The organism is Bradyrhizobium sp. 40, from assembly GCF_023100925.1.
Taxonomy (GTDB): Bacteria; Pseudomonadota; Alphaproteobacteria; order Rhizobiales; family Xanthobacteraceae; genus Bradyrhizobium.
The window spans coordinates 581,196-607,597 of sequence record NZ_CP064688.1 but is presented as its reverse complement, the minus strand read 5'-3'; the positions used below and the strand labels follow the sequence as shown (position 1 = coordinate 607,597).

At 63.4% G+C, this 26,402-nt stretch carries 18 protein-coding genes; 9 read left to right on the top strand and 9 right to left on the bottom strand.

Annotated elements, in window-relative coordinates:
* Positions 1-114: 114 nt before the first annotated feature.
* On the bottom strand, positions 115-9,045 hold the full coding sequence (locus IVB40_RS02805; protein WP_346283278.1) for a VCBS domain-containing protein: 8,931 nt from the start codon (positions 9,043-9,045) through the stop codon (positions 115-117).
* 728 nt (positions 9,046-9,773) lie between these two features.
* On the opposite strand from IVB40_RS02805, the gene IVB40_RS02800 reads away from it, so the two are divergent.
* Together IVB40_RS02800 and IVB40_RS02795 are read left to right on the top strand one after the other, a co-directional pair.
* The gene (locus IVB40_RS02800) at positions 9,774-10,505 is read left to right on the top strand and encodes a transglutaminase-like cysteine peptidase (protein ID WP_247464134.1); all 732 of its coding nucleotides are present in this window, start codon (positions 9,774-9,776) and stop codon (positions 10,503-10,505) included.
* A gap of 204 nt (positions 10,506-10,709) precedes the next feature.
* Positions 10,710-11,834 (top strand): lysozyme inhibitor LprI family protein, encoded by a 1,125-nt coding sequence (locus IVB40_RS02795; RefSeq protein ID WP_247464137.1) that lies wholly within the window; start codon positions 10,710-10,712, stop codon positions 11,832-11,834.
* A 182-nt stretch (positions 11,835-12,016) separates the two neighbouring features.
* Here the strand turns inward: IVB40_RS02795 and IVB40_RS02790 are convergent, their stop codons facing one another.
* From IVB40_RS02790 to IVB40_RS02765, 6 genes are all read right to left on the bottom strand, one after another.
* Positions 12,017-13,216 (bottom strand): ABC transporter substrate-binding protein, encoded by a 1,200-nt coding sequence (locus IVB40_RS02790; RefSeq protein WP_027570084.1) that lies wholly within the window; start codon positions 13,214-13,216, stop codon positions 12,017-12,019.
* Between the two features lie 79 nt (positions 13,217-13,295).
* The gene (locus IVB40_RS02785) at positions 13,296-15,134 is read right to left on the bottom strand and encodes an AMP-dependent synthetase/ligase (RefSeq protein ID WP_247818032.1); all 1,839 of its coding nucleotides are present in this window, start codon (positions 15,132-15,134) and stop codon (positions 13,296-13,298) included.
* Between the two features lie 113 nt (positions 15,135-15,247).
* Complete coding sequence (locus IVB40_RS02780; RefSeq protein WP_247283233.1) at positions 15,248-16,036, bottom strand: ABC transporter ATP-binding protein; 789 nt, start codon at positions 16,034-16,036, stop codon at positions 15,248-15,250.
* A 4-nt stretch (positions 16,037-16,040) separates the two neighbouring features.
* On the bottom strand, positions 16,041-16,799 hold the full coding sequence (locus IVB40_RS02775) for an ABC transporter ATP-binding protein (protein ID WP_247818031.1): 759 nt from the start codon (positions 16,797-16,799) through the stop codon (positions 16,041-16,043).
* Positions 16,796-17,947 carry a branched-chain amino acid ABC transporter permease gene (locus tag IVB40_RS02770; RefSeq protein ID WP_247283228.1) on the bottom strand — a complete coding sequence of 384 codons (1,152 nt, stop codon included), beginning with the start codon at positions 17,945-17,947 and terminating at the stop codon, positions 16,796-16,798. The genes IVB40_RS02775 and IVB40_RS02770 overlap by 4 nt, the downstream gene beginning before the upstream one ends.
* A gap of 4 nt (positions 17,948-17,951) precedes the next feature.
* The gene (locus IVB40_RS02765; protein ID WP_027570079.1) at positions 17,952-18,827 is read right to left on the bottom strand and encodes a branched-chain amino acid ABC transporter permease; all 876 of its coding nucleotides are present in this window, start codon (positions 18,825-18,827) and stop codon (positions 17,952-17,954) included.
* Positions 18,828-19,090: 263 nt separating this feature from the next.
* On the opposite strand from IVB40_RS02765, the gene IVB40_RS02760 reads away from it, so the two are divergent.
* The 3 genes from IVB40_RS02760 (at position 19,091) to IVB40_RS02750 (ending at position 22,286) form a co-directional block, all read left to right on the top strand.
* Positions 19,091-19,840, top strand: a complete 750-nt coding sequence (locus IVB40_RS02760; protein ID WP_027570078.1) for an ABC transporter ATP-binding protein — start codon at positions 19,091-19,093, stop codon at positions 19,838-19,840.
* On the top strand, positions 19,837-21,363 hold the full coding sequence (locus tag IVB40_RS02755) for a permease (protein WP_247818030.1): 1,527 nt from the start codon (positions 19,837-19,839) through the stop codon (positions 21,361-21,363). Before IVB40_RS02760 ends, IVB40_RS02755 begins: the two co-directional genes overlap by 4 nt.
* Positions 21,364-21,473: 110 nt before the next feature.
* A complete protein-coding gene (locus IVB40_RS02750) occupies positions 21,474-22,286 on the top strand; it encodes an MBL fold metallo-hydrolase (protein ID WP_027570076.1) in 813 nt (270 codons plus the stop codon).
* A 132-nt stretch (positions 22,287-22,418) separates the two neighbouring features.
* On the opposite strand, the gene IVB40_RS02745 is transcribed toward IVB40_RS02750, so the two are convergent.
* Positions 22,419-22,793 carry a hypothetical protein gene (locus IVB40_RS02745; protein ID WP_247818029.1) on the bottom strand — a complete coding sequence of 125 codons (375 nt, stop codon included), beginning with the start codon at positions 22,791-22,793 and terminating at the stop codon, positions 22,419-22,421.
* Here IVB40_RS02745 and IVB40_RS02740 point away from each other — a divergent pair.
* The 3 genes from IVB40_RS02740 to IVB40_RS02730 all read left to right on the top strand — a co-directional run bounded on the left by IVB40_RS02740 (position 22,756) and on the right by IVB40_RS02730 (position 25,056).
* Positions 22,756-23,292, top strand: a complete 537-nt coding sequence (locus tag IVB40_RS02740; RefSeq protein WP_247818028.1) for an EamA family transporter — start codon at positions 22,756-22,758, stop codon at positions 23,290-23,292. The genes IVB40_RS02745 and IVB40_RS02740 overlap by 38 nt on opposite strands.
* A gap of 75 nt (positions 23,293-23,367) precedes the next feature.
* On the top strand, positions 23,368-23,889 hold the full coding sequence (locus IVB40_RS02735; RefSeq protein ID WP_247818027.1) for a hypothetical protein: 522 nt from the start codon (positions 23,368-23,370) through the stop codon (positions 23,887-23,889).
* 117 nt (positions 23,890-24,006) lie between these two features.
* Positions 24,007-25,056 (top strand): amidohydrolase family protein, encoded by a 1,050-nt coding sequence (locus IVB40_RS02730; RefSeq protein ID WP_247818026.1) that lies wholly within the window; start codon positions 24,007-24,009, stop codon positions 25,054-25,056.
* 98 nt (positions 25,057-25,154) lie between these two features.
* Here IVB40_RS02730 and IVB40_RS02725 read toward each other — a convergent pair whose 3' ends face one another.
* Positions 25,155-25,610, bottom strand: coding sequence for a cupin domain-containing protein (locus IVB40_RS02725; protein WP_027570072.1), 456 nt, complete (start codon positions 25,608-25,610; stop codon positions 25,155-25,157).
* A gap of 235 nt (positions 25,611-25,845) precedes the next feature.
* Between IVB40_RS02725 and IVB40_RS02720 the strand changes: the two genes are divergently transcribed.
* Complete coding sequence (locus tag IVB40_RS02720) at positions 25,846-26,400, top strand: hypothetical protein (protein WP_247406030.1); 555 nt, start codon at positions 25,846-25,848, stop codon at positions 26,398-26,400.
* Positions 26,401-26,402: the final 2 nt, after the last annotated feature.

Below are 26,402 nucleotides of genomic sequence, written 5' to 3'. Positions count from 1 at the left end.
CAGCGCCGGAACGCGATTGGCCATTCCCTGGCGGTGGAGGATTATGGATTTTTTGCCCCGGTCAAGGCGCGTGCCGGCCGAAGGAAAGCCAATTGGTCATCGGTCGGCCGTTCATCAGGTGACGTGGAAGATGAAATCGCTGGCCTTGAGACTTGCGGTCACATTCTTCAGCAGGATCGACTCCTGCTCCAGAACCGGCTCTCCATCACGCTGGCCGATCTCGTGGCTCCATAACACCAGCGTGTCGTCAGATTGCGGGGTGAAGGAGAGATCGTCGATGGAGCCGACATCCGAGAACTGCCGCAGGTCGATCTTGTCGAGACCCGTCGCGAAATCGGTGATGGTGTGCTCGCTATCGCTTCCCGACGCGTTTGGCGAGAACACGAACTGATCCCTGCCGCCGCCGCCGGTCAACGTGTCGCCCGTCTCGGTCGCGAAGATGACGTCCTTGCCGCTGGTGCCTTCCAGGCTGACGCCCTGGCTCGTGTCACCAGCCTCGTTGAAGATGAAGTGGACGGTGTCGAACAGGCCCGTGGTCTTGTCCGTCACCGTCAGTGTGATCTGGTCAGTCGCGGGCGGGGTGGCTCCTGGACTGTAGGTGACGCCGTCGGCGAGGACCGAGTTGATATCGTCGAGGTTGCCGCAAGCGGTCCCCGGATCGACGCTGCTGTCCGGATCTTGCCCGGTTACGGCCGTCATCTTGAAGTCGTCCGTCGCGGCACCGGAATCGGTATCGACGACCGAGAGACCGGTGATGGAGTCGGTGTTCGGCTCGTTGGTGTGCCAGACCTGGAAGTGATCGGTGTTGATGACAGGGCCGCTGGCGGGGGGCGCCGTCACTTTGGTGTCGATGGCGGTGAGCTCGTGCGAGACCGGCGTGGCGCCGCCGGTGCCCGTCGCCGTGAGATCGATCGTCGCCGGCGTCAACACGTCAGTCGTGACATCGCCAGTGTAAGTATTGTCGATCGCATGCACGCCCAGTGAGGCCGGCGTTCCGGTAAAGCCGTCGGCTGGCACGAACCGGACCAGCGTATCCGTGCTCAGCACAAGCGCAGTCGTGTCGCTGACGCCGGCGATGTCGACCCACTGGTTAGAGCCGGCGATTTCGTACTGCCAGACTCCCTGATCCGAATTGGCGTCGTCTGCGCTGACCGCGACGGCCTGGAAGCTCGCGCCGTCGTCGGCGTCGTGGAACTTGCCGGCGAAGAGATCGCTGACCTTGGAGCCAGCCGGATCTCTGTTATCTCCACTGACGGAGGCTAGCGTCGCGTCACCCAGAGTCGGGGCATCGTTGCTGCCGGCGATGTTGAAGGTGAGGACGCCGTTGCCGGTGCCGGTCGGCGTGTGGCTGTCGTCGGGCACGATCGTGTACTGCAGCGACAGCGTGTGGCCGGCGGCAAGGAAGTCGAAGGCCTCGCTGCCTGAATTGAAGTCCCACGTAAACGCGGCGTTGGTGGCGGAGCCGTTGAGAATGTCCCCGGGCTGCACCGCCAGATAGTCGAGCAGCGTCGCGCTCGAGGGCTCGCCGACATAGTCGGTCTGGAGCACGCCGTCCAGATAGATATCGAGATGATCAACCGCGACCGTCACGTGATCGGTGGCATCGGCATCCGAAACCGTCAGCGTACCGTGCTTCACCAGTTCCGTATTCGTCTCGAGCAGGTCCGCGCCGGAATGGTCGTTCGTTTCCGCCGTGATCGCAGGCGCATCGTTCTTGCCAATGATCGTGACCGTGACCTCGGCTGTATCGGTCTTGCCCTGGTGGTCATCAAGGGTAACGGTGGAGACTACCTTGGCGCTCTGGTTCTCGCCGAGGAAATCCAGCGCGCCGTCGGCGATCGAATAGCTCCAGGTGGCCGTGCCGTTGTTCTTGCCGGTCTGCTGCAGAAGGGTCAGGGCGTGTTCGAGCGCGGCTTCCTGGCCCGTCAGCGTCAACGGAGTCGTGCCGTCGGTATCGAGCCAGGTCACGGATTGACCTGTGATCTCCGCCGTCGGCCGATCGGTGAGATCGACGTCCTTGAAATCGATCGAGCCGGTCGCGGCAGTGGGTGTCGGGTCGAGTGCCGAAGAGCCGGTGGTGTTCTCGCGTTCGGGGACGGTCGCGGTCAACGTTGCCGTTGCCGTATCGAACACCGGCTTGTCGTCATCCGAATTGATCGTGATCAGCGTGCCGCCATGGCCGTCGTCGCTGCCGGCGAAATGATAGTTGCTATAGTCGACGCCGGCGGCGAGTTTCAGCGTAATCGTATGGTTGTGGGCGTCGCTCACCACGAGCTCGCCGGCCGCGGTGTTATAGGTCGCCGACGTGCCGTCATCATAAACAATACTCGACAGATCGATCGTATCGTGCGCGGACAACGCCGCGATCGATCCGCCGAAGGTCGACGCATCGATCTGAAGATGGGCGCCGTCGCCATCGAGCGTGATCGTCTGCGTGGCCGTCACCGTGCCCTCGAGCTTCAGCCACGCGCCGACGTCGACGGTGACCGAGCCTGCGCCCGACAGCGAGCCGAACAGCGTCAGGGTCCCAGCGTGGACCTCGATGCTGCCGGTATTGGCGACGGTGCCCGTGATCGACGCCGTGCCCCAGCTGTCGATGGTCGCGTAATTCTCGACGCTCAGCCCGGACCCGGAGATCGACGCGCCATGCAGATCGATGGCGCCGTGGTTCACGATCGACGACGCGTTGCCGAAGATGCCGCTGCCGGCGACCGTCCAGGTGCCGCCCAGCTCGTTGTTGAAGGTCGCGCTGGCGACTGAGATATTGCCGTTGATGTGGCCGGCATTGTTGATCGTGATGTGGCCGCCGGTCTCGACGATGGCGTAAGTCGCGGCGGTCACGGTCGAGGCGACGGCTGGTCCGATCGTTCCGGTGGCGGAATTGTCGATCTGCGCGATGCCGGTCGCGTTCTCCTGGATGAAGATCGCCGCATGGGCGCTCGGGGCCACGATCGATCCGGTATTGGTGATATGGGTCGAGCCGGTCGCGCCCATTTCGTTCTGCGTCACACTGATGCCGGCGAGGCTCGTGCTGGTGATACCGCCGTGATTGACGATGGTGACGTCGCCGCTGCCGTTGGCGACGGCAGACACGCCGACCGCACCGATGGCGGAGCCATTATTGGTGACGCTGACGTCGCCGCCACCGTGATCGAAGGCGCCGATGGCGGTACCGGCGGCCGTAATCGAGGAGGTCGCGCCGGTCGTGACCGTGAGGTTGCCGGCACCCCAGGTAAACGCCTCGATGCCGTAGCCCGCATCGGCGATAATCGTTGCATCGCTCGTGACGGTGACGTCGCCCTTGACCGCATTCGAGAACGTGCCGGTCCCGCCGGGCTTGTAGCCGGCGATGATCCCGCCGGGAGTGGTGCCGTCGTTATTCGAGGTCGAGCCGGAGTGGATCGTGCCATGGGCCTCGACGGAGATCGTGCTGCCGAGGCCGTCAGCGATCGCAGCGGCGTAGTTGACCGCCACGATGCCGGTGCTGCCGGACGTGATGCTGTCGCCGTTCGCCATGGTAACGCTGACGTCGCCCGCATCGATGCTGTAAGCCCTGATGCCGTAGCTCGTCGCACCCGAGATCGTAACATTTTCGCCAAGCGTGACCGTCACGTCGCCAGTGCCGCCGCTCAATGCCGAGGCGTTGATGCCGACGCTTTGGGTACCGGAGACCGAAATCGTGGTCCCGGCGAAGCTGGTCACCCTGACGTCGCCATTGCCGTAATTGTAGGCGTCGATGCCATAGCCCGCCGCGGCGGTGATGTTGGCGTGATTGCTGATGGTGACGGTGCCGTTGACGTTGGTATTGGCGGTCGACCCGGTCGTGGCACCGGTGTAGCCGGCCTGGATGCCCGCCGGCGTGTTGCCGCTCTGGTTCAGGCTGCTGCCGGAATTGATCGTGCCGTAGGTCGTGACGGTGATGGTGCTGCCGTCTGACGCGTCGATCGAGTTTGCCCGATTGACCGCGATGATGGCGGAGCTGCCCGACGTGACGGCGCTGCCGGCCTCGGTCGTGACGGTCTCGCTGCCACTGCCATAGCTCCGCGCGCGGATACCGTAGACGGAGCTGCCGGTGATGGTACCGCCGGCGTCAATGGCGATGTCGCCGTTGCCCTGCGTGGTCGCGTCGATGCCGTATGCGCCGCCGACAGCGCCGCCGAGCTGGATGATCGAGATGCCGCCGGCATTGGCGCTGTTCAAATTCTCGACGAGAACGCCGACCGAATTCGCGCCGGTGCCCGTCGCCTTGCCGGTGAGATCGTTGACAGTGATATCGCCAGCGCCGGTCGCGCTGTCGCGCAGCCAGATGCCGTGGCCGGCGAGGCCCTTGATGTCGCCGGTCGCCGTGAACGAGATATCGCCGGTACCGTTCTGGGTGATTGCGACGCCATTGGCCGCGCCCGTCAGTGCACCGGTGGGCGTGAGAACGATGTCGGCGGGCGCTGCTGATGTGCCGCCCGATGCGGTGAAGTCGAGCGCATCGCCGCTCGATGTCGTGATATCGGCCGCGCCCTTGATCGTGAACGTGCCGGCTTTCGTCGACTGACCGGCAATGGTGCCGGTGAAGCTCTGGCCCGCCACCTTGTCGAGCTGGAGCGTATCGGTGCCACCGGCAAAGGCAATGGTCTGCGCCGTCGCCCCCGCGAGTTCGAGCGTCGCGCCGTTATCGATGATAACCGAACCGACACCGCTGAGGCCGCCGGCGAGGTTGAGCGTGCCGGCCTGCACCTCGATGGTGCCGGTGTTCGTGACCATTGCCGAAACGGTATTGGAGCCGGATACGCTGTAGAGATTGCCGGCATTGCTCAGGCTGCCGCCATTGATCGAAACGTCGGACAGATAGAGCTTCGAACTTCCGTCGACCGCAATCGTCCCGCCGGAATTGGTCACGATGACGCTCGCAAGCTTCAGCGTGCCGCCGTGGACCGCCATGATATCGGCCGAGTTGACGATCAGGTCACCGGAAATATCGAGTTCACCGCCATTCGCCTGAATCAGATTGTGATTGTTGATGGTGTGGAGGATGGCCGGATCAATCGTCAGGGTGCCGCTGGTGACCGTGATCGTGCCGGTGTTGGTGATGTCGGCGTTGTTGATCGCGCTCGTGCCGGTCGATTCCAGCGTACCGGCAATCGTCACCGTACCGCCGTCAATGGTCGCGCCCTGGAGATCGAGTATCGAGCCGGACTCGACCGAGACATGACCGCTGCCGGTGTCGGTCACCGTCATCCCGATCAGCTTCAGTGTCCCGTGATTGATCGCCGCCAACGTGCCGGTGTTTGCGACGGCTTCGCCGTTGATGTCGAGCTCGGCGCCATTGGCCCGGAGGATGCCGTCATTCGCGATCGAGCTTGCGGAGGTCGTCGCCAGCAGCGTCAAGGCGCCCAGGGTTGCCTCGATCAGATAGTTGTTCGAGATATTGGCGTCGGTAATCGCAGTTGTGCCGGTCGAATTCAGCGTGCCCGAAACGGTGAGCGCGCCACCTGTCAGGCTCGCACCGTTCAATGTCAGCTTGCTGCTTGCATCGACCTTGACCGTGCCGTGATTGGCGATTGCGGTGCCCGCAATTGTCACGTCATCCAGCGTCAGGATGACGCCGCTCTCAACCGTCACGGCAGTGGTGCTCAGCGTCGCTGATTTATCGATCTTGCTGCTGCCAATGACATCGATCGTGCCGGTGCCGTTGACGGCCCCGCCCGAAATCTCCGTGCCGGACAGTGTCAGCGTCTGGCCGCCGTCAACCGTCACCGTGCCGGTATTGGTCACGACGTCGTTGAGCAGCGTCGCAGCGCCGGCGATCTCCAGCAGGCCGGTATTGGCGACCGCGCCACCCTGGATGCTGGCGCCGTCCTTGAGCTTGACGGTGTTGTCGAGCTCGATGCCGCCATTGTCCGTGATCGCCGAGCCCGACACCGTGATGCCGTCCAGCGTCAACTGGGCATTGGCGCTAACTGTGGCCGTGCTCAGCGTCGCGCCGCCGTCGATCTTGCTGGCACCAGTGACGTCGATCGTGCCGAGACCGTCGATCGTACCGCCGCTGATCGTGGCCCCGTTCACCGTCAGCTTGCCGTTGGCATCGACCGTGACGTTGCCGGCATTCGCAACCGTCGAGCCCTGGTCGATCGTCAGCGCGCCGTTCGCCAGCACTTCGATCGTGCCGGTTGTCACATTCGTGATCGTCTCGTGGTCCAGCGCATTGCCGGAGCCGCTGACCTTGAAGGCCGCGTTGTTGTTCAGGATGCCGCCGCTTAGCACCGCAGCGCCGGTCAGATCGATCTCACCGTTGCCTGTAGCCGTACCGGTGCCGCTGATCGTGGCCCCGTTCACCGTCAGTTTGCCGTTGGCATCGACCGTGACGTTGCCGGCATTCGCAACCGTCGAGCCCTGGTCGATCGTCAGCCAGCCATTCGCCAGCACCTTGATCGTGCCGCCGGAGGTGTTGGAGACGGTCTCATGGGCGAAATCCGCGGTGCCCTTGACGTTGACGGCTCCTGAATTGTTCAGCGTGCCGTCCTTGAGGACGCTGCTGCCGTCGAGTTCCAGCGTGCCGGCGATGGTGACCGTGCCGCCGCTGATGGTGGCGGTGTCGACGATCAGCGTCGTGCCGGCATCCGCCTTCAGCGTGCCGCCGGCATTGTTAATTCCGGCGAGCGTCTTCAGCGTGCCGCCGAACAGCTCGATCGTGCCGGAATTGGTGATCGTGGTGCCCTCGGCGAAATCGCCGCCGCCCTTGAGCGTCAGATCGCCGGCGTTGGTGAGCACGCTACTGTCCAGGAACTCGGCCTTGCCGCCAACCGAGATCGTGCTTGCCGTGAAATTGGTGAGCTTCGAATCGGCCTTGAGGCTGACCTCGCCCGCAATCGTCAACGCACTCTTGTTGATGACCTCCGGTGCCGTGTGGCCGACCGTGGTGTCGTAGTCGTTCATCGTGATCGACTTGGCATAGGCAGCCGCGTCGATCGTCACCGGATAGGACGGCGTCAGCCCGTGCAATTGATCCGTGATGACGATGACGTCGTCATTGATGGTGGGGACCGTGCCGGTTTCCCAGTTGGCCGCGTCCTTCCAGAAGCCGCCGGAGGGAGCGCCGGCATGGTCGGTGGCGATCCACACCACGGCGGGAGCGTCGGTGCCGGTGATCGTGACGGTGATGGTCTGCTGCGAAGTGGCGCCTTGCGCGTCCTTGAGCGTCACGGTGTAGACCAGCGTCAGCACTTCACCCTTGGGGATGAAGTCGGCGAGATAGACCGGCAGGTCAGCCAGCGACCAATTGATGGTGCCGGTGCCGCTGCCCTTGCTGTCGGCGCCCGCCGCGATCGCGACCGACATCGCGCTCTGGAACGCCGCGAGCGGGCCCGGCGGAACGCTACCGTCAGGCAGGGTCGCGCTGGTCAGCTTGACCGCGACCGTGTGGGTGTCAGTGAGGTCGACATCCTTGAAGGTCAGCGTGCCCGAAGTCGGCACCTCGCTGGTGAGCGGGCCACCCGGCACGCTGGTGCCGCCTTCGAAGATGATGACCGGAACGCTGGTGGTGATCACCGGCTTGTCGTTGGTGCCGGTGATCGTGATGGTGATGTCGATGGTCGACGCTTCGGGATTGACCGAGAAATTATTGTTGACGCGGACCTTGTAGGTCAGCGTCAGCGTCTCACCCGCCGCGAGAAAGTCGAAGACGTGGTCGGGAATCGTGTAGGTCCAGACCGCCGAGCCGTGGTTGGTGTTGCCGCCATTGGCGACCACGTCGATGTTGATCAGCGTCGCAGCAATGTCCTGCTTCTGGAGCGCGGTGAGCGATCCGGTGACATCGTGCAGCCCGGCGTCCTTGTAGACGTAGTTGGGCGCGTCGGCGACGCTCATGCTCACAGTCGGCCGGTCGCCCAGGTTCTGGTCGTCGAAGGTGATCAGGCCGGAGATGGTATCGTAATGGGTCGTGTCGCCGGTCGTGTCCGCGCGCTCGGTCAGCGGGAACGCCTTCTGCACATTGCCATTGAGATCGAGGCTGCGCGCAAGGGGCGGGCCGGGAATGCGGGTGCTGGTCGCCGGATCATGGCCGGGCCCCTGCGATCCCGGCTCAGGGAGATGCGTGAAGGTCGCGGTCGCGGTGGCACCGGTATCCGTCTTGATGAAGACAACGTTGCCGGTCTGCGTGATCGAGTCGGTGAAGTTCTGGGTCAGCTTGGTGTTGCTGTTGTTGTCCGTGAACTTCAGCGTGAACACGTCGGTGATCAGCTTCTGGATGTCCGGCGACATCAGCGCATTGGAGATCGAGACGTTGCCGCCGCTGATCTGGATCATCTGGCCGGCCTGGTTGACCGTCGCGATCGGCAGCAGCGTGACCTTGTCGAACAGGATGTAGGAGCCGGTCGTGCCGTTCGGCTCGACCAGCACCTGGAAGCTCACCTGCGGCTGCGGATCGCCGCCGCCGGCGGGAACGACGAAATTGATCTGGTTCAACACCGCCGTGCCGCGGATGCCCATCGTGGCGACCGGCGTGTCGATCTTCATATCGCCGTGCTTGGCGGTCTCGCCAGCGACGAAGGTGATGGTGCCCGCGACCAGACTGAGCAGCGAGGAATTGTTCGACCCGTTGGGGTCGTAGACCATCTCGTTCAGCACCATCCGCGCGTTGGAGGACAGGCCGAACACGGTGCCGTCGATGAAGGTGATGCCGAGCGTCGAGTCGCCGCCGGTCGAGACCACGTCGCCCTTCTCGACATTGTCGCCGTTGTTCAGGACGATCGACACGCCGTTGCGGACCGCGGTGGCGCTGCCGGAGAGCTTGGTGACGTGGCCGATGACCTGGGCCGCGGCAATGCCGGAGGCGGCCTGCGCGTATTGCACATGGCCCGTGAGCGCATTGACGATATCGCCGGTGAGGTGGGCACCATCGGGCGAGGCGATCGCCGCGCGCTTGTCACCCCTGAAGTAATCGTGAACGACGAACTCGTGACCCTCATGGGACACCACGAGGTCGGCGCCGGCGCGCTTGTACTCGCCGTGAAAGATCAGGTTCGGGTCGGCAACAACGACCGCGCCTTCGGGCACGTGACCGTGTGCCTTCGCGGTAAAGGAATCAACATGGCTATCGGCGGGCGATAGGGAACCCAAGCCGTCCAAGGAAATCGCGGCGTCAAATTTGCCAGCGTAATTCAATCCGAGCACCAAAAAAGGAGTTAAAATCTAAGTAAGTATCGCTCGCCTAAACTTGCATATCATTACCAAGTCCTTAGCGAAACCACCTATTGCTTGTGTGATTTGGCATCACCAAGCGGTCGATGCTCTCAGGCGGCTGGGCGCCCGCAGAGAAGCCAAAGTAATTTTTGGAATACTCATAAGTAAAATAGCGCTTATTTTCGCTCATTTCCAGTAACCCCATGTATTCCGTTGTAGAAATCCTACAATAGATACTTATGTCATCTTTTGTTCGTGGATCCCCGCACCACCCTGCGGCAAATACGGGGCCAAATCTGTGATCCAACTAACAGAAGCCGTGAAATAGCGAGCCGTTAGCCATAAGGCGCAGAATCAGTTCCACGACAACTTGTGCCTGCAATTGGTCCTTCTTCGCGGCAACTGCCGCCCTCCTAGCCGGCGAATCGTAAAATTTTACGCAATTTGAGCAGGCCCATTTCAGCCTGTTGCCCGGTTTTGGGACCCCAGCCGGGCGCGTTAAGCAGAACAAAACCGGCGGCCTCGCACTATCTCCGCGAAAGCAACAAAGCCCGGCACGTGCAGGTCGAGGGGGACCTGGCGAAGCCGGAAGGGGATGTCAAATGGAGACCGCTGCTCGCTCGCGCGCTTGGCGCGCAATCGTTGTGCTGTGCGGATTGATCCTGCTCGGATCGGCCGCCGAGCTTCGCGCTGGAACACTACTGTCGCCGGGGGCCGGCGTCCTCGTGCGCAAATCCGCCGAGCCGTTCGGCGTGTTCGCCTTCGCTATCTCCGCCGGCAGCCTGCAACAGAAATGGCTCGCGCTGAGGTCCAGGCTCGACGATGACATGGTGCAGCTCGCGCTGTGCGACGGCGACCGGGACGATTGCGCGTCGCCCGCTGCGCTGAAACTGCTCGCCATCGTCGACCAGGCCCGCAGCCGTGACGGCCGCGCTCTGCTGGGCGAAATCAATCGCGCGATCAACCTCGCCATCCGTGCCGCCGATGACGGTTCCGAGGACGTCTGGAGCTCGCCGCTCGCGACTTTCGCGCGTGGCGCTGGGGACTGCGAGGACTATGCCATTGCCAAGCTCGCCGCCCTGCGGCTCGCGGGCGTCGCCACCGAAGATCTCCGCATCGTCGTCGTGCGTGACGTCAGGGCCGGCGAAGAGCATGCGGTTGCCGCTGCACGGCTCGACGGCCACTGGCTGATGCTCGACAACCGCCGCATGGCAATGGTCGAGGACGACGCTGCGCGGAGCTACCAGCCGTTGTTCGTGCTCTACCGGTCGGCCGTGATGAAATATGTCGACGAACCCGTGCGGTTCTCGATGGTCGCCGCCGAGGCGCGTTGATTTTCTTATAGGCCGGGATGGAGCCGCCGGGGTCGGCGCACAGCGCCGCTCGATGACGGGCTCCGCGATGCCGCCTGTCGCACGAATCCCGGATTGCGCTGCGCTCCATCCGGGCTACCAGCACAAAGTACGCTTACCCACAAACCCATTCCACAGCGCGATCCGGGACGCTAGCATGGCCGCGGCTATGCGGGGGCGACTGGAATGCGGTTCATCGTGCTGACTGTGCTTGCGCTGCTGGCCTTGCCGGCGGCTCCAGGCTTCGCGCAATCCAGCCCGTCCGACCGCTCCGTCGCCGACAGGCTGCCGCTGTTCGCCAGGAACAACTGCCAGCAGATCCGCGATCCCGGCAATCAATTGTTCTGCGGTGATGCCGAGCTTGCCGCCGCCGCCGAGAAGCTGAGTACGGGAATCGAGGCGCGGCTTGCCCGCCTGCCCGATCGCCTGCCTGGGATCGAGGAGAACGCGATCTGGGTTCGCCAGCGCAACCTCGGTTGCGGCATCGTCGGCCAGACCGCGATCCGCACCGACGATTTCGACCGGGTGAAGGCATGTCTTCTCAAGGTGACCGATGAGCGCGCCGCGATCGTGCGCGATCAGGATTTCGACTGTCTCGCGGCCAACACCGCCGCGGGCGCGCTGATCTGTGCGGACCCGTCGCTGGCGCTTGCCGAGACCGAGTTGAACAGCCAGGTTCTCGGCCTGATCGGCAAGCTCGATCCGACCGCGGCCCGCTTTGCCTTCGCCGAATATGGCCGGTGGACGCGGGAGCGCGATCGCAAATGCAATCTGGTCGGCAAGGAGAACGTGCCGCTCGGGGAGCTCGAATCCGCGGAGGACTGTCTTGCCGGCTATCTGAAGCACAAGGCCGACGAGATTGGCGCGGCGAAGGGCGATCCGAAGAAGGTGTTCGGCCGGCAGGTCGCAGCCCGCGCGCCCGACACCGATGCCGTCGATTTCTGCGCCGCGCGAATTCACGCGGCCAATTCCTGCGGCAACTTCCTCCGCATCAACCGCGTCTACGCGCTCGACAGCCAGGTGGGCGAGCAGGAGGCGCAGGTCACGGGCGAAATCGAGATGGCCGTGCTTGCACCCTTCGCCACCTGCAGCAAGATCGCCACGACGTGCACGGGCACCTGCTGGAACGCCACAACGGGTCGTCCGCAGCCTGGCGTCGGCAACAAGGAGCGCTCCGCAGACGCCTTCAACGTCACACGCCGCCTGCGGATCCAGCGCACCTTTGCGTTTGTGAAAGCTGCCGACGGCTGGCGCTGCCGGGAAGACGAACTGGCCCCGGTGAATTCAGGCACCGCCGGTGGGGGATCGTAGGGCTGTGTGCTCTCCCTCTCCCCGTTCTTACGGGGTCGCGACGAGCTTCGCTGGCGCTGAGAGGGTGGGGTGAGGGGCTGCTTCAGCGAATCCGGTGACGTTAGACTCGCGGAGAGCCCCCTCACCCGGAATTTGCTGCGTACATTCCGGCCTCTCCCCGCATGCGGGGAGAGGCGAAGAAATCAAAACATCAGATTGTCCTTCACCAGAACCCAGCGGCCGCCCTTGACCTGCTGCACCTGGGTGATGGTGTTGGCGAGGTGGTCGGTCTTGGAGAATTTGGTCGGCGGCGAGTTGAAGATGTCGAGGAATTTGTCGCCCGATTCCAGCGCGTCCAGCATCTTCTGCCCGGTCAGATCCTTGCCCGCCTTGTTGGCGTAGAACGCAAACGTCGTCACCGCGTTGTAGCCGATGATCGCCTGGGTGTTGGCATCGGTGTTGAACATCTTCTTGTAGTTGATGAGCCAGTCGTGGACCTTGCCCTTGGCGGTGTCCTCGTAGGGGATCTCGAAGCCGCTCGCCGCATAGAGGCCCTCGACGGCGTCCTTGCCGAGCGCCGGCACTTCCAGCACGTTGGTCGGCGTCGCCCCCAGGAAAGTAACGTCCCAACCGAGCTTCTTCGCCTCTGTCATCGCTCCGATGGTCTCGCGGATTACGGTGCCGAGCACGACGAGGTCGCAGCCGTCGGACTTCATCTTGGCGATCTGCGCGCTGAAATCGGAGGCGCCGCGCTTGTAGCTCGTCACCGATGCCGGCTGCAGCTTCATGGCCGTCAATTGCTGGGTGAAGCCGTCGAGCACGTTCTTTCCGTACTCGTCATCCTGATGCATGATGCAGGGCTTCTGGAAGTTCTTCCACTCCACCATGTATTTCAGCGCGGCGCGCGTGCTCTCGACATAGGGCAAGAGGTTGTTGAACTTCAGCCGCTCCTGCGGCTTGGCCGGGTCGAATTTGAAGGTGAACTCGGCGGCGGTCAGCGGGAAGAGCTGGAGGACGCCGGCATCGAACAAGATGTCCTGCGCGGCGAGCGTCGGCGCCGATCCCATCGAGCCGATCATTGCAAATATCTTGTCGCGCTCGACCATCTTCTGGGACGCCAGCACGCCCTTCTTCGGATCGTAGCCGTTGTCCTCGAGGATCATCCTGATCTTGCGGCCATTGATGCCGCCGGCCGCGTTGATTTCCTCGACCGCCATCTTCATGCCGTTGGAGACCGGCACGCCCCAGACCTTGATCGGCCCCGACAGATCCTGATGGGTGCCGATGACGATCTCGGAGGCCGAGATGCCTTCATTGGTGACCTTGGTCTGCGCCGCGGCAGGCAAACAGGTGAGCACCACCGCGCCTGCCGCAAAGCCGAACGTTCTCAACGATCTCGACATTGACGTCTCCTCTCCTTGGGGCCCTTATGATGCGAAGGGTGGGGCCATCACTCCTTCGCTGTTATTCAAACAGGATTGTTCAAGCCACCGCCCGCGTCGGATACATTGCGTCGATCTCGGCGGCATAGCGCTTGTTTACGAAGCCGCGCTTCAGCTTCATGGTCGGCGTCAGCTCCTCGTCCTCCGGAGTGAGTTGCCGTTCGATCAGATAGAATCTCTTGATGGTCTCGACGCGGGCGAAATTGGCATTGACCGCTTCGATCTCGCGCCAGATCAGGTCCTGGATCTCCGCCGCGCGGCACAGGCTGGCATAATTGGTGAACGGGATGTCGTGGTCCTGCGCGAACTTCTCGACATTCTCCTGGTCGATCATCACGAGGCAGGTGAGGTATGGCCGCTTGTCGCCAATCACCACGGAATCCGAGATGTAGGGCGAGAATTTCAGCTGATTCTCGATCTCGGACGGCGTGATGTTCTTGCCGCCCGAGGTGATGATGATGTCCTTCATCCGGTCGGTGATGCGGACGAAGCCCTCATTGTCGATGCTGCCGACGTCGCCGGTATGCAGCCAGCCGCGACGGTCGATGGTCTCTGCTGTCCTCTCCGGCTGGTTCAGATAGCCCATGAACAGGAAGTCGCCCCTGATCAGGATCTCCCCGTCGGGCGACAGCGCCACTTCACCCCACGACACCGCCTTGCCGACCGAGCCGAGCTTGATCCGCTCCGCCGGCATCATGGTGGCGACCCCGCAATTCTCGGTCTGGCCGTAGACCTCATGAATGTCGATGCCGAGCGCGAGATACCAGCGGATCAGCTCCGGCGCGATCGGCGCCGCGCCGGTGAAGGCGATGCGGCAACGGTCGAGCCCGATCATGCGGCGAATGTTGCGGAATGCGAGCCGATAAGCGATGCCGTTCGCGATACGCAACGACAGCGGCGGCGGTTTCCCTTCGATCCTGCAATCGACCATGCGATAACCGATATCGATGGCGCGGCGGTAGACCCATTGCTGCAGCGGCGTCGCGTCCTTTAGGGCGATAGTGATCGCGGAATAGAATTTCTCCCAGATCCGCGGCACCGCGAGGAAGATGGTCGGCTGCACCTCGCGCAGATTGTCCGGCACGGTCTCCGGACTCTCGGCAAAATTCATCACCGAGCCGAGCGCGACCGAGATGTAATAGCCGCCAATCCGTTCGGCGACGTGGCAGAGCGGCAGGAAGATCAGCCGGTCCTCGTTCTCGCGCGCCGGAATGAAATCGTTGGCGTGCCGCATCTGGTGCGTGACGCTGCGGTTGGCGTGCATGGCGCCCTTGGGCGGGCCCGTGGTGCCGGATGTATAGACGAGGACCGCGAGATCGCTCGCACTGCGACTGTCGACCATTTCCTGCCATAGCGCGTCACGGCCGGCCATGTGGTTGCGCCCGAGTGCGCGGAACTCTTCGAGCGACATCACCATGTCGTCGGAGAAGCCGCTGAGGCCCTCCATGTCGAACACGATGATCTTTCGCAGAGAGGGACAGCGTGCGCGACAGGCCAGGACCTTGTCGAGCTGCTCCTCGTCCTCGGCGAAGATCACTTTCGTCCGGGAATCGTTGACGAGATATTCGACCTGGGATGAGGCATCGGTCGGATAGATGCCGGAGGAGACGCCGCCGGCGCACAGAATGCCCATGTCGACATGGACCCATTCCGGCACTGCGTTGGCGATGATGGAAGCAACGTCGCCGGGTCTGAAGTCGATGGCGTGCAGCGCGTAGGCGATCTCCTTCGAGATCTCCAACCATTCGCGCCAGCTGGTCGGCTGCCAAATCCCGAATTTCTTCTCGCGTATAGCCGGCCTGTCGCCCCGCGTTTCCGCGGCGCGCAAAAAGCTCTTCGCGATCGTGTCAGCGACCGTCAGCACCGCCGGTCGGGCCATTCACGTCTCCTCCTTGTCGCATTCCCCTCCGCTGCCTGCCTTGCCGGCGGTCTATTGTTTCGGACGGGTCTCCCGATCTAACGCCAATTCTTCCTTCAACGCCAAGTCTTGCTTCAACGCCAAGTCTTCTTCTTTTTCCAGCGCCGCTCGCCTCGTGCGCCCGCTTCCTTGGCGCCAAGGTAGAATTCCTGGATGTCCTTCGAATGCATCAAACGGTCGCAGCTGTCGTTCATCACGATCCGGCCGATCTCCAGCACATAGCCATAATGCGCCGTCTCCAGCGCCACCTTGGCGTTCTGCTCGACCAGCAGGATCGACATGCCCTGCTCCTCGTTGACGCGGCGTATGATAGCGAAGATCTCCTTCACCAGGATCGGCGACAGTCCGAGCGAGGGCTCGTCGAGCAGCAACAGCGTCGGCCGGTTCATCAGCGCGCGGCCGATTGCGAGCATCTGCTGCTCGCCGCCGGAGAGCTGTCCGGCCGGCTGGTTGATGCGCTCCTTCAGCCGCGGGAAATAGCCGTAGACGCGCTCCAGATCCTCGGCAACGCCGTCACGATCCTTGCGCGGATAGGCACCCATCATCAGGTTCTCGCGCACGGAGAGGAACGGGAACACCTCGCGTCCCTCCGGCACATGGCTGAGGCCCAGCCGCACGATCCTGTCCGCCTCCATGCGCTGGATCGACTTGCCCATGAACTCGATGGCGCCCTTCTGCGGATCGAGAATGCCCGAGATCGTCTTGAGCACCGTGGTCTTGCCGGCGCCGTTGGCGCCCAGCAGCGTGACGATGCGGCCGCGCGGCACTTCAAGCGAGATGCCGCGGATCGCCATGATCGGCCCGTAATAGCTCTCGATGTTGGAGAGTTTCAGGATGATGTCTGGTGTCACCACGGCATCCATCGCGTCAGGCTCCCAGATAGGCGGCGACGACATCGGGGTGCTCTTGCACTTCGGCGGGCGAGCCCATCGCCAGCACCCGGCCGTAGTTCAGGGCGATGACGCGGTCGGAGACGCGGTTGACCAGTGACATGTCGTGCTCGACCATGAGCACGGTGACGCCGAGCTCGCTCCTGAGGTCGCGGATCCAGAACGACATGTCGTCGGTCTCCTCCACGTTGAGGCCGGAGGACGGCTCGTCGAGCAGGATCAGCTTCGGCTCCGAGCATAGTGCGCGCGCCAGTTCGATCACCTTGCGCACGCCGTAAGGCAGACCCGAGATCAGCTTGTCGCGATAGGGTTCGAGATCGAGGAATTCGATGACCTGCTCGACCCTGCGGCGATGCACCTTCTCGTCGGCGCGGACGCCCGGTAGGAACAACAGTTCCTGCCAAAGCTGCGTGGTCGAATGCCGGTGGCGTCCGACCAGCAGGTTCGACAACACCGTCGCGTTCTCGAACAGCTCGATGTTCTGGAACGTGCGGGCGATGCCGAGCCTTGCGATGTCGTGGGGCGGCTGCTCCGTGATGTCCTGATCCTCGAAGAAGATGCGGCCGGAGGTCGGCCGGTAGATCCGCGAAATCAGGTTGAAAATCGAGCTCTTGCCGGCGCCGTTCGGCCCGATGATCGAGAGGATCTCGCCCCTCTCGACCGCGAAAGACACCGCATCGACGGCCTTCAGCCCGCCGAAATGCAGCGACAAGCTCTCGGCGCGAAAATAGCTCATCGGTTGCGCTCCGACTTCACGTAGATCTTCTGCCGCTTGAAAGTGGCGCGTTTGTAGAGCGGGAACAGCTGGAAGAAGAGTTTGATCTTGAGCCAGCGGCCGTAAAGCCCGAGCGGCTCGAACAGCACGAACAATACGATGATGATGCCGTAGATCGCGCCTTTCAGGCCGTTGAGCGAGGCAAAGGCCGCGACCTTGGACTGGACATTGGCGGCGGTCTGCGTGCCCGCTCCGAAGGTCGCGGCAATGCCGGCGATGATGCCGGGCATGTCGTCCTTGAGGTAGGTCAGGAACGGATCGATCATCACGATGAAGATCGCCCCCAGCACCGCGCCGTGCAGGCTGAAGGTGCCGCCGATCAGGATTACGATGATGAACTCGATCGAGAGTTGGAGCGTGAACATCTCCGGCGAGATGAAGGAGAGCTTGTGCGCGAACAACACGCCGGCGAAGCCGGTGATCGCCGCGGAGATCGCAAAGGACTTCACTTTGTAGAGCGCGACATTGACGCCCATGCTGCGCGCCGCCGTCTCGCTGTCGCGGATCGCGACGAAGGCGCGCCCCGTGGGCGACCGCAGCAAATTGAGCGTGCCGACGATGGTCAGCACCAGCACCGCGAGGCAGAGGAAATAGAAGGTGGGGCTGTCGCGCGAGACTGCAACCCCAAACAGCGACACCGCCTTGATCCGCATGCCCTCGTTGCCGTTGGTGACGCTCTCCCAGCGCGCCAGAATCTCCTCGACGATGAAGGCGAAGGAGATGGTGGCGATGACGAGGTAGATGCCTTGCAGCCGCAGCGCGGGAAAGCCGACCAGCGCACCGATCAGCCCGGTCAGGAGCCCGGCGGCGAGAAAGTAGACCGGGAACGGCACACCATATTTTTGCAAATAAGCCGCCGTATACGCACCGATCGCGAGAAACGCCGCATGCCCGAGTGAGGCCTGCCCGGTGAAACCCGTCAAGATCAACAACGCCACGCCGACCGTCGCGTAGATACAGACGAAGACGAGCTGGCTCATCAGATAGCTGGAGAGCACATAAGGCGCGATCAGCAGCACGGCCAGCAGGAGACCGTACGAGACGTAATAGCCCGAATGCGGAAACAGCCTGATGTCGTCCTCGTAGTCGGTCTTGAACAGGAAGCGCATGCGTTCAGACCTTCTTGCGGACGTGAAGGCCGAACAGGCCTTCGGGCTTGAGCAAGAGCACGGCGAGCAGCACGATATAGGGCGCGACGTCCTTCCAGCCCTCGGCCAGATAGAAGCCGGCCATGCTCTCGATGACGCCGATCAGAACGCCGCCGACGACGGCGCCGGGGATCGAGCCGAAGCCGCCGAGCACGGCGGCCGGAAACGCTTTCAGGCCCAGCACCAGACCGACATTGGAATGGATGAAGGTGATCGGCGCCAGCAGCACGCCGGCGCAGGTCGCAACCGCCGCGCTGATCGCCCAGACGATCGACACCACGCGCTTGACCGGGATGCCCATGTAATAGGCCGCCAGCATGTTCTCGGAACTGGCGCGCATCGCGGTGCCGAGCGTGGTCTTGTTGAAGAACAGCCAGAGCAGCGCGCAGAGGATGACCGTCGCCGCGATCACCGAGAGCTTGTCATGGGCGAGCACCAGCGAACCGATCCGCAGCACGCCCTGGCTGAAGGGCGTGTCGATCTTGAAATCGTCGGTGCCCCAGATCATGCCGGAGACCGAGCGCAGGAAATAGCCGAGCCCAATGGTGGCCATGATGATGGAGAATTGCGGATAGCCGAGGATCGGCCGCACCACCACGCGCTCGGCCAGCATGCCGAACAGCGCCATCGCCGCCACCGCGCCGGCAAAGCCGATCCAGTAGTTCAGGCCCATCATACCGATGAAGGTGAAGGCAAAGAAGCCGCCCAGCATCATCAGATCGCCCTGGGCGAAATTGACGACCTCGGTGGCCTTGTAGACGAGCACGAAGCCGAGCGCGATCAGGCCGTAGACGCAGCCGAGCGCAACACCGCTGACCAGCTGCTGAACGAAATCCAGCATCGTCGCGCATCCTCCCGATACAACCGGCGGTTCTTCCTGACCGCCTTGCCGCATCTTGTGTTCAGTCGCTACGCAGTCGTTTCGCTGCGTTCGCGCCATTCGTCCCTTCGCCAATTCAGCCTGAACCGCCAAGCGCTGTCAACAAACGGTGACTTGCTATTAGTCCAATCCGGATGACGGAATTTGCCGCAGCGCGATTCACGGTGCCGAAACATCTTCGGGGCATGGTCGCGAGCGATGCAAAACCGCAAGGTGTGGCCGTGATGAAGCGGGACGACTCGGCGCTCGAAGTCCTGGGGTTAACGAAGCGTTTTGACCGTCTGGCGGTCGATAACCTCGATCTCACCATCCATGCCGGCGAATTCTATGCGCTGGTCGGCCCCAACGGCGCCGGCAAGACCACCACTTTGCGCATGGTTGCAGGCCTTTTGCGGCCCGATGCGGGCGCAGTCTCCATCTTCGGCATCGATGCGCTCCAAAACCCCGTCGCCGCCAAGCAGGTGATGGCGTGGGTCTCCGACGAGCCCATGATCTATGACAAGCTCACGCCGCTCGAATATCTCGAATTCGTGGCCGGTCTGTGGGGCATCGCACCATCAGCCTCGGAACCGGTCGCCGCGGAGCTCCTGAACTCGCTCGGGCTCGAGCCGCACCGGCACGAACGCTGCGAGGGTTTTTCCAAGGGCATGCGCCAGAAGGTCGCCCTCGCCGGCGCCCTGGTGCACGATCCCCGCCTCATCATCCTCGACGAGCCGCTGACGGGACTGGACGCCGTCTCCGCCCGCCATGTCAAGGGACTCCTCAGCGAGCGCGTCCGCGCCGGCTGCACCGTCATCATGACCACGCATATCCTCGAGGTCGCCGAACGTATGGCCGACCGCATCGGCGTGATCGCAGCCGGCCGGCTGGTTGCGGAGGGCACGCTGACTGAGCTGCGACAGCAAAACGGGCATGCCGATACCAGCCTGGAAGATCTCTTCATCGCACTGGTGACGCTCCAGGAAGCCGCATGAGCTCGGCCACCGCGCTGTCCTGGTTCGCCCGCCACGAGCTCCGGCTCGCCTGGCGCGAATGGCTCGCCATGATGACCGGCGGGCGGCGCAAACGAACGCGTGCAGCGGTAATCGGCCTGCTGTTCTTCGCGGCGCTGCTGCACGTGCCGGCCTGGGCGGTGATCGGCCGCTTCGCGGACCTGCAATTGCCGCTCGACAAATCCTCGCTGATCGTGATCTCGGCGACGATTTTTCTCGCCTGGACGCTGATGCTGTCACAGGCGATCGAATCGGTGACCCGGGTGTTTTACGCCCGCGCCGATCTCGACCTCATCATGTCCTCACCCGCGACGCTGGCCAATCTGTTCTCGGTGCGCATCGCCGCGATCGCGCTCACCGTCACGGTGATGGCGCTGCTGTTCTCGACGCCTTTTATCGACGTGCTGGTGTTCGGGGGCGGCGCGCGCTGGCTCGCAGCGTTCGGCGTCGTCATCGCCATGGGCCTGTCGGCCGCAGCGGTCGCGATCGCCGTCACTATCCTGCTGTTCCGCCTGATCGGTCCGGCGCGGACACGGTTCGTCGCCCAGATCCTCGCCGCGATCATCGGCGCCGGCTTCGTGATCGCGCTCCAGGTCGCGGCAATCATGTCCTACGGCACGCTATCGCGCTTCACCATCCTGACTTCGGGTAGCCTGGCCGCTTACGCGCCCGATGCCGACAGCATCTGGTGGTGGCCGGCGCGGGCGGCGATGGGGGACGCCGAGGCGCTGCTGCTGCTCCTGGCACTCGGGCTCGTGCTGCTCGGAAGCGTCATGGCGATCTTCTCGAGCCGCTTTGCAGACACGGCGATCGATGCCGCCGCCTATGGCGCGTCCGGCCGTCGCAGCGCGAAGGAGCGCCCGTTTCGCGGCGGATCGCGGCAGCATGCCCTGCGGCGCAAGGAGTTTTCGCTGCTCTGGCGCGATCCCTGGCTGATCTCGCAGACGCTGATGCAGCTGCTCTATCTGGTGCCACCGGCGCTGCTGCTCTGGCGCAACTTTGCCGACAGCTCCGCGGCACTGACGCTGATCACGCCCGTCATCGTCATGGCGGCTGGACAACTCGCCGGCGGGCTTGCCTGGCTGACGATCTCGGGCGAGGACGCGCCCGACTTGGTTGCGACCGCGCCGCTGACGCCGTCGAGCGTCATCCGCGCCAAGATCGAGGTGGTGCTGATCGCGATCGCCGTCATCTTCTGCCCGTTGATCGCGGCGCTCGCTTTCGCCTCGCCGTTCCAGGCCGCGGTCAGCGCCGGTGCGGTCATCGTCAGCGCGGCCTCCGCCACCGCAATCCAGCTCTGGTTCCGGGTGCAGGCCCGGCGCAGCCAATTCCGCCGCCGCCAGACCTCGTCGCGGCTTGCGACCTTCGCCGAGGCGTTCTCCTCGATCGGCTGGGCTGCCAGCGCTGCCCTGGTGCTCACGCTGCCCATCGTCGGTCTCGTCAGCAGCCTGATCACCGCGGGCCTCGTCGCCATCACCTGGAAGTTCAGCCCGCGGCGGGAGTGACAATGGGCCGGCGTGAGGGTGCGACACTGACGCGCTGTTGATCGCGCGCTGTTGGCCACGCGTTGCATTGCACGCTAGACTTTCCCCCTGAAGTCATCGGGGATGGATTCATGCGGCGACTGGTTTCGGTGGCTCTGGCGCTGTTCGGCGCAACTCTGTCGCATGCCCTCGCCCAACAGCCACAGCGCAGCGAATGCCTGGCGATGGCCAATGCTGCGCCGCGCCTCATGTCGGTCGCGTTCAAGCAGGCGGCGGCCGCGGCCGAGGTCGAGATCACCTATGCCGGCCATTCCACCTATTTCATCGACACGCCCGGCGGCTTGCGCATCGCCACCGACTATAGCGGGGCCTACCAGGTCGGCCGGCTGCCCGATGTCGTCACCATGAACCGGGCCCACAGCACGCACTACTCTTTATATCCCGACAAGCGCATTCCACGTGTGCTGCATGGCTGGGGCGAGGACGGCAAGCCAGCCATCGTGTCGGAGCGCATCGGCGACACCTTCATTCGCAACGTCACGACCGACATCCGCCGCTATTTCGGCGACGATTCCGGCGCGGACATGATCCGTGACGGCAACTCCATTTTCATCTTCGAGGTCGCGGGCCTCTGCATCGGCCATCTCGGCCATCTTCACCACAAGCTCGACGACAGCCATTTTGCCCAGATCGGGCGGCTCGACATCGTGATGGTGCCGATCGACGGCACCTACACCATGTCGCTCGACGGCGTCTCCGAGATCACCAAGCGGCTGCGCGCCTCGGTCGTGCTGCCGATGCACCGCTTCGCCACCCCGCTCGATGATTTCATGCAACGCATCGGCCAGCAGTTCGAGATCGATCGCCGCATGGAACGAAGTTTCCGGATGTCCCGGGATGCGCTGCCGTCGAAGCCGACGGTGATCATCCTCGACGGGGTGTGAGGCGCGAAGTCGGAACGCATCAGCCTCCTCCGACTTGGTTGCTTCGAGATCAGTTACGATCGGAGCAATCATGAGCAGACGGTTGCTGGTCATAGGCTCATTTGCGGCCATTTACCTGCTGTGGGGTTCCACCTACTTCGCCATCACTTTGGGCCTGAAATCGATTCCGCCATTCCTGCTGATGGCGTTACGTTCGTTCTGTGGCGGCATCTTGTTGCTGGCCATGAGTGCCGGTGAGGTCGCGAACGTATCCGCGCAGGCATGGATAAGGCGAGCCTGTGCGGGCTCCTGTTCTTTGTCGGTTGCCACGGCGTACTCGCCTTCGCGCAGCAATCGGTTCCGTCGGGCGTCGCGGCCATCGTGCTGGCCACGATCCCGTTCTGGATCCTGCTGATCGATATCTTGTTCCCCGGCGATCAGCGAGCTTGCCCTGCTCGCTCTCGCGCCGGGCTTCTTCGGCGTCGGACTCGTGGCGTGGCAAAACGTCGAGCAGGCTGGCATCAGCATCTTTCCCGTCGTCTGGCTGCTGGCTGCGGCCTTGTCATGGTCGGCCGGGACTGTCTTGTCCCGGAGCATGTCGAGCCAGGCATCCGCTATCCTGCTTTCGGGCATCCAGCTTTCGATCGGCGGCACCGTGTTGTTCGCGATCAGTTGGCTGACAGGCGAGATCGGAAACTTCAGGCCAAGCGAGGTTTCGCTGGTCTCGCTCGCAGCGGCGCTTTGGCTGATCATCGCTGGCAGCGTGATCGGATTCGTCGCCTACAACTGGCTCTTGGAAAACGTCTCGACCTCGTTGGTGTCGACCTACACTTTCGTCAACCCGGTGATCGCTGTGCTGCTCGGCACTGTCGTGCTGAACGAGCCATTTTCGCGCGTGATGCTGCTTGGTGCGGGTCTCGTCATTGTCTCCGTGATCGTCATTTGGCTCGCGGAACGTTCAACGGGCCGACCAACGAACGAAAAGTCTAATCCTGGCATGGGGCATCTGTCGCCCAACAAGACTTGACGGCGGGCGCCGCGCAATTTTCTCCAAGTCGGCTGCCGGCCGGTCGTGCTGATCTCCTCGCAACAGGAGATCGACATGACCGACTTAGCGAGATTATTGCACGCGGACGGACCGAACCCCGAGCACGCGGCGGCGCTGCGGCTTTACGGCCGTTTCGTCGGCGATTGGGACGCCGAGATCACCGTCCATGGACCCGATGGAACGAAACACACCGCGCCCGGCGAAATCCATTTCGGCTGGGTGCTGGAGGGCCGCGCCGTGCAGGACGTCTGGATCATTCCGCGCCCGGCTGGCAGCCCGGCCTTGCCGATCGCCGGCAATTGGTACGGCACGACGCTGCGGGTCTACGATCCGACCATCGATGCCTGGCGGATTTCCTGGTTCGATCCCGGTCGCTGCATATTCCGCCAGCAGATCGGCCGTCCACGCGATGCCGACATCGTGCAGGAAGGCACGACCGAAGCCGGCGACCTGACGCGGTGGAGCTTTACGGAGATCACCGAGGAGTTCTTCCATTGGCTCGGCGAGGTCAAGCCGGCCACCGCAACCGATTGGCGGCTCGTGGTCGATGTAAGGGCGAAGCGGCGCAAGGGTTGACGACGGCGCCGCTGTGCCCGCGATGACGGGTGCGGTTGCGCAACGCGCGCTGCTGCGTGCGATGACGAGGTGCTAGGCTCCCCGAACAAGAAGCATAGATAAGGGGAGCGCACGCCCATGGCCGCAAGCGGTCTGCCCGCCAACACGAGCGGGTTATTCGTCGAGCCGCGCGAGGACTGGCTCGCGCTGCATCAGGAGGAGATCATCGATCCCTTACGGCCGATCGTCGATCCCCATCACCATCTCTGGAATCGCGGGCACCGCTATCTGATCGAGGAGATGGCGGCCGATATCGCCTCCGGCCACAACGTCATCGCCACCGTCTATGTCGATTGCCGCTCGATGTATCGTGCGCACGGGCCAGAAGCATTCCGGCCGGTGGGCGAGGTCGAGTTCGCCAATGGCGTCGCCGCGATGAGCGCCAGCGGCGGTTACGGCAAGGCCGCGATTTGCGCCGGCATCGTCAGCCACGTCAATCTGCTGCTCGGCGATGCCGCAAAGCCGGTGCTGGAGGCCGAGATCGCGGCAGGCAACGGTCGCTTCCGCGGCATCCGGCATTCCTCGGCCTGGGACCCGGATCCTGCTGTCGCCGGCATGTATGCGAACCGGCCGCAGGGATTGCTGCAGGACCCGACCTTCCGCAGGGGCTTCGCCTGTCTCGCGCCGCTGAATCTGAGCTTCGATGCCTGGCTGTTCCATCCGCAGATCGGCGAGCTGACCGAGCTCGCCCGCGCATTTCCCGACACCAGGATCGTGCTCGACCATTGCGGCGGCCCGGCCGGAATCGGCCGCTTTGTCGGGCGACGCGAGGAGGTGTTTCCGCAATGGCGGGCGTCGATCCAGGAGATCGCCAAATGCGAGAACGTGGTGGTGAAGCTCGGCGGGCTCGCGATGTGCCTGCTCGGCTACGACTTCCATTTGCGCGAGAGGCCGCCGTCATCCGAGGAGCTTGCCGCCGCGTGGCGGCCTTACGTCGAGACCTGCATCGAGGCGTTTGGACCCAAGCGCGCGATGTTCGAGAGCAACTTCCCGCCGGACAAGGGCCAGTGCAGCTACCAGGTGATCTTCAACGCCTTCAAGCGTATCGCGGCGCCCCTGAGCGAGACCGAGAAGACGGCGTTGTTCTCGCAGACCGCGAGCAACTTCTACCGGCTCGATTTGCCTTAAAAAGGATTGCCGTCATGACGAGAACAGGGACCGGGATCTTGATCCCGGCCCCCGTTCCGTCGTGACCGCTGGGAAGCGTCCTTGAAACTGATTGAACTCTAGCCGGCGCCCATCAGCGAGGCCGGACGGCGCTCGCCGGTGGAGACGAAGATCTTCTTGAGCTTGTTGACGACGCGGATCAGGAAGCCGATCATCACGGGATTGGTCTTGCGGCAGAACGCGATCTTCTTGACGTGGCCTTCGACATGCCATTTGGCATGCGCGCCGTTGCGGAAGAAGATGACGTCGCCCGGGCCGTAGCGCTTCGGCGGCATGCCGTCGCTTTCGAGCACGATCGACCCTTCCATGATCATGATCGTTTCGTCGATATCGTAGTACCAGTTGAAGCGCCCTTCGGTGCAGGCCCAGATGATGGTCGAAGCGGTGCCGTCGGCACTGGTGGACAGGATGTGCGAGCGCGACACCGGATTGCCTTCGATGATCCAGGACGGTTCGATCGGCCGCAGCTCGAGGTCTACATTGCAACTGCTGATTTCAATCAATGTACGCGACATCTGTTTCCCCAGGGGATAAAATATGATCCGCCGGGTCTCGGCCCGGATTGTTCAAAGATGGCGGGAACGCTAGTAGCCGGTTTTTAATTCTTTCTTACGCAGGGGCCGACAATCAGCCGCAAGTTGCAGACGCGAAACGGTTAACGTCGCAATTTCCCTGCAATTTCGCGCACATGAACCCTTCTTTTCCGGGGTGCGACAAAGTGCGCGAAGCTATCTGAAAGGAGCCATGCCGATGCCCCTCACCCCGGAGGTTCTCGCAACTCAAGGCGAGGTCGTCGCCTGGCTCGGCAGCCTTGATGTCTCCTTCGCAACCGAAGAGGAGCCCTGGTTCACGGTCGACGGAATCGACAGCCCCCGGCAGATCGGCAGTGACGGCTCCGGCGGCGCGTTCGTGCTGCTGCCGTCTCAGAACGTGCTCTACGTCTCATCGGAAGGCCGCGCGGGAATCATCGCGGAAAGTTTCGAGGCTTTCGTCCAGCTCGTCGTGGCGCGCCCCTATTGGCTCGACATCCTCAAATTTTCCGCCGGCGGTGACCTCCATGAAATGCGGCGGGCGGCCGACGCGCTGGAGGCCACACTCGACGACGAGGACGACGTCAACGAGGCCCGCGAGCAAATCCGCAAGGGCCTCGACTTGCCCGAGGCGAATGATCCGGTCGGTGCGCTCTACGACGCGGTAGCGGCCTCCGACGCCGTCGTGCGGGCCACCGACGGCAGCCCGTTCACGACGCTGCTCAACCGCTTCAGCATCGACAACAGCCCGATGCTGCGCAACGCGGCGGCGTAAGG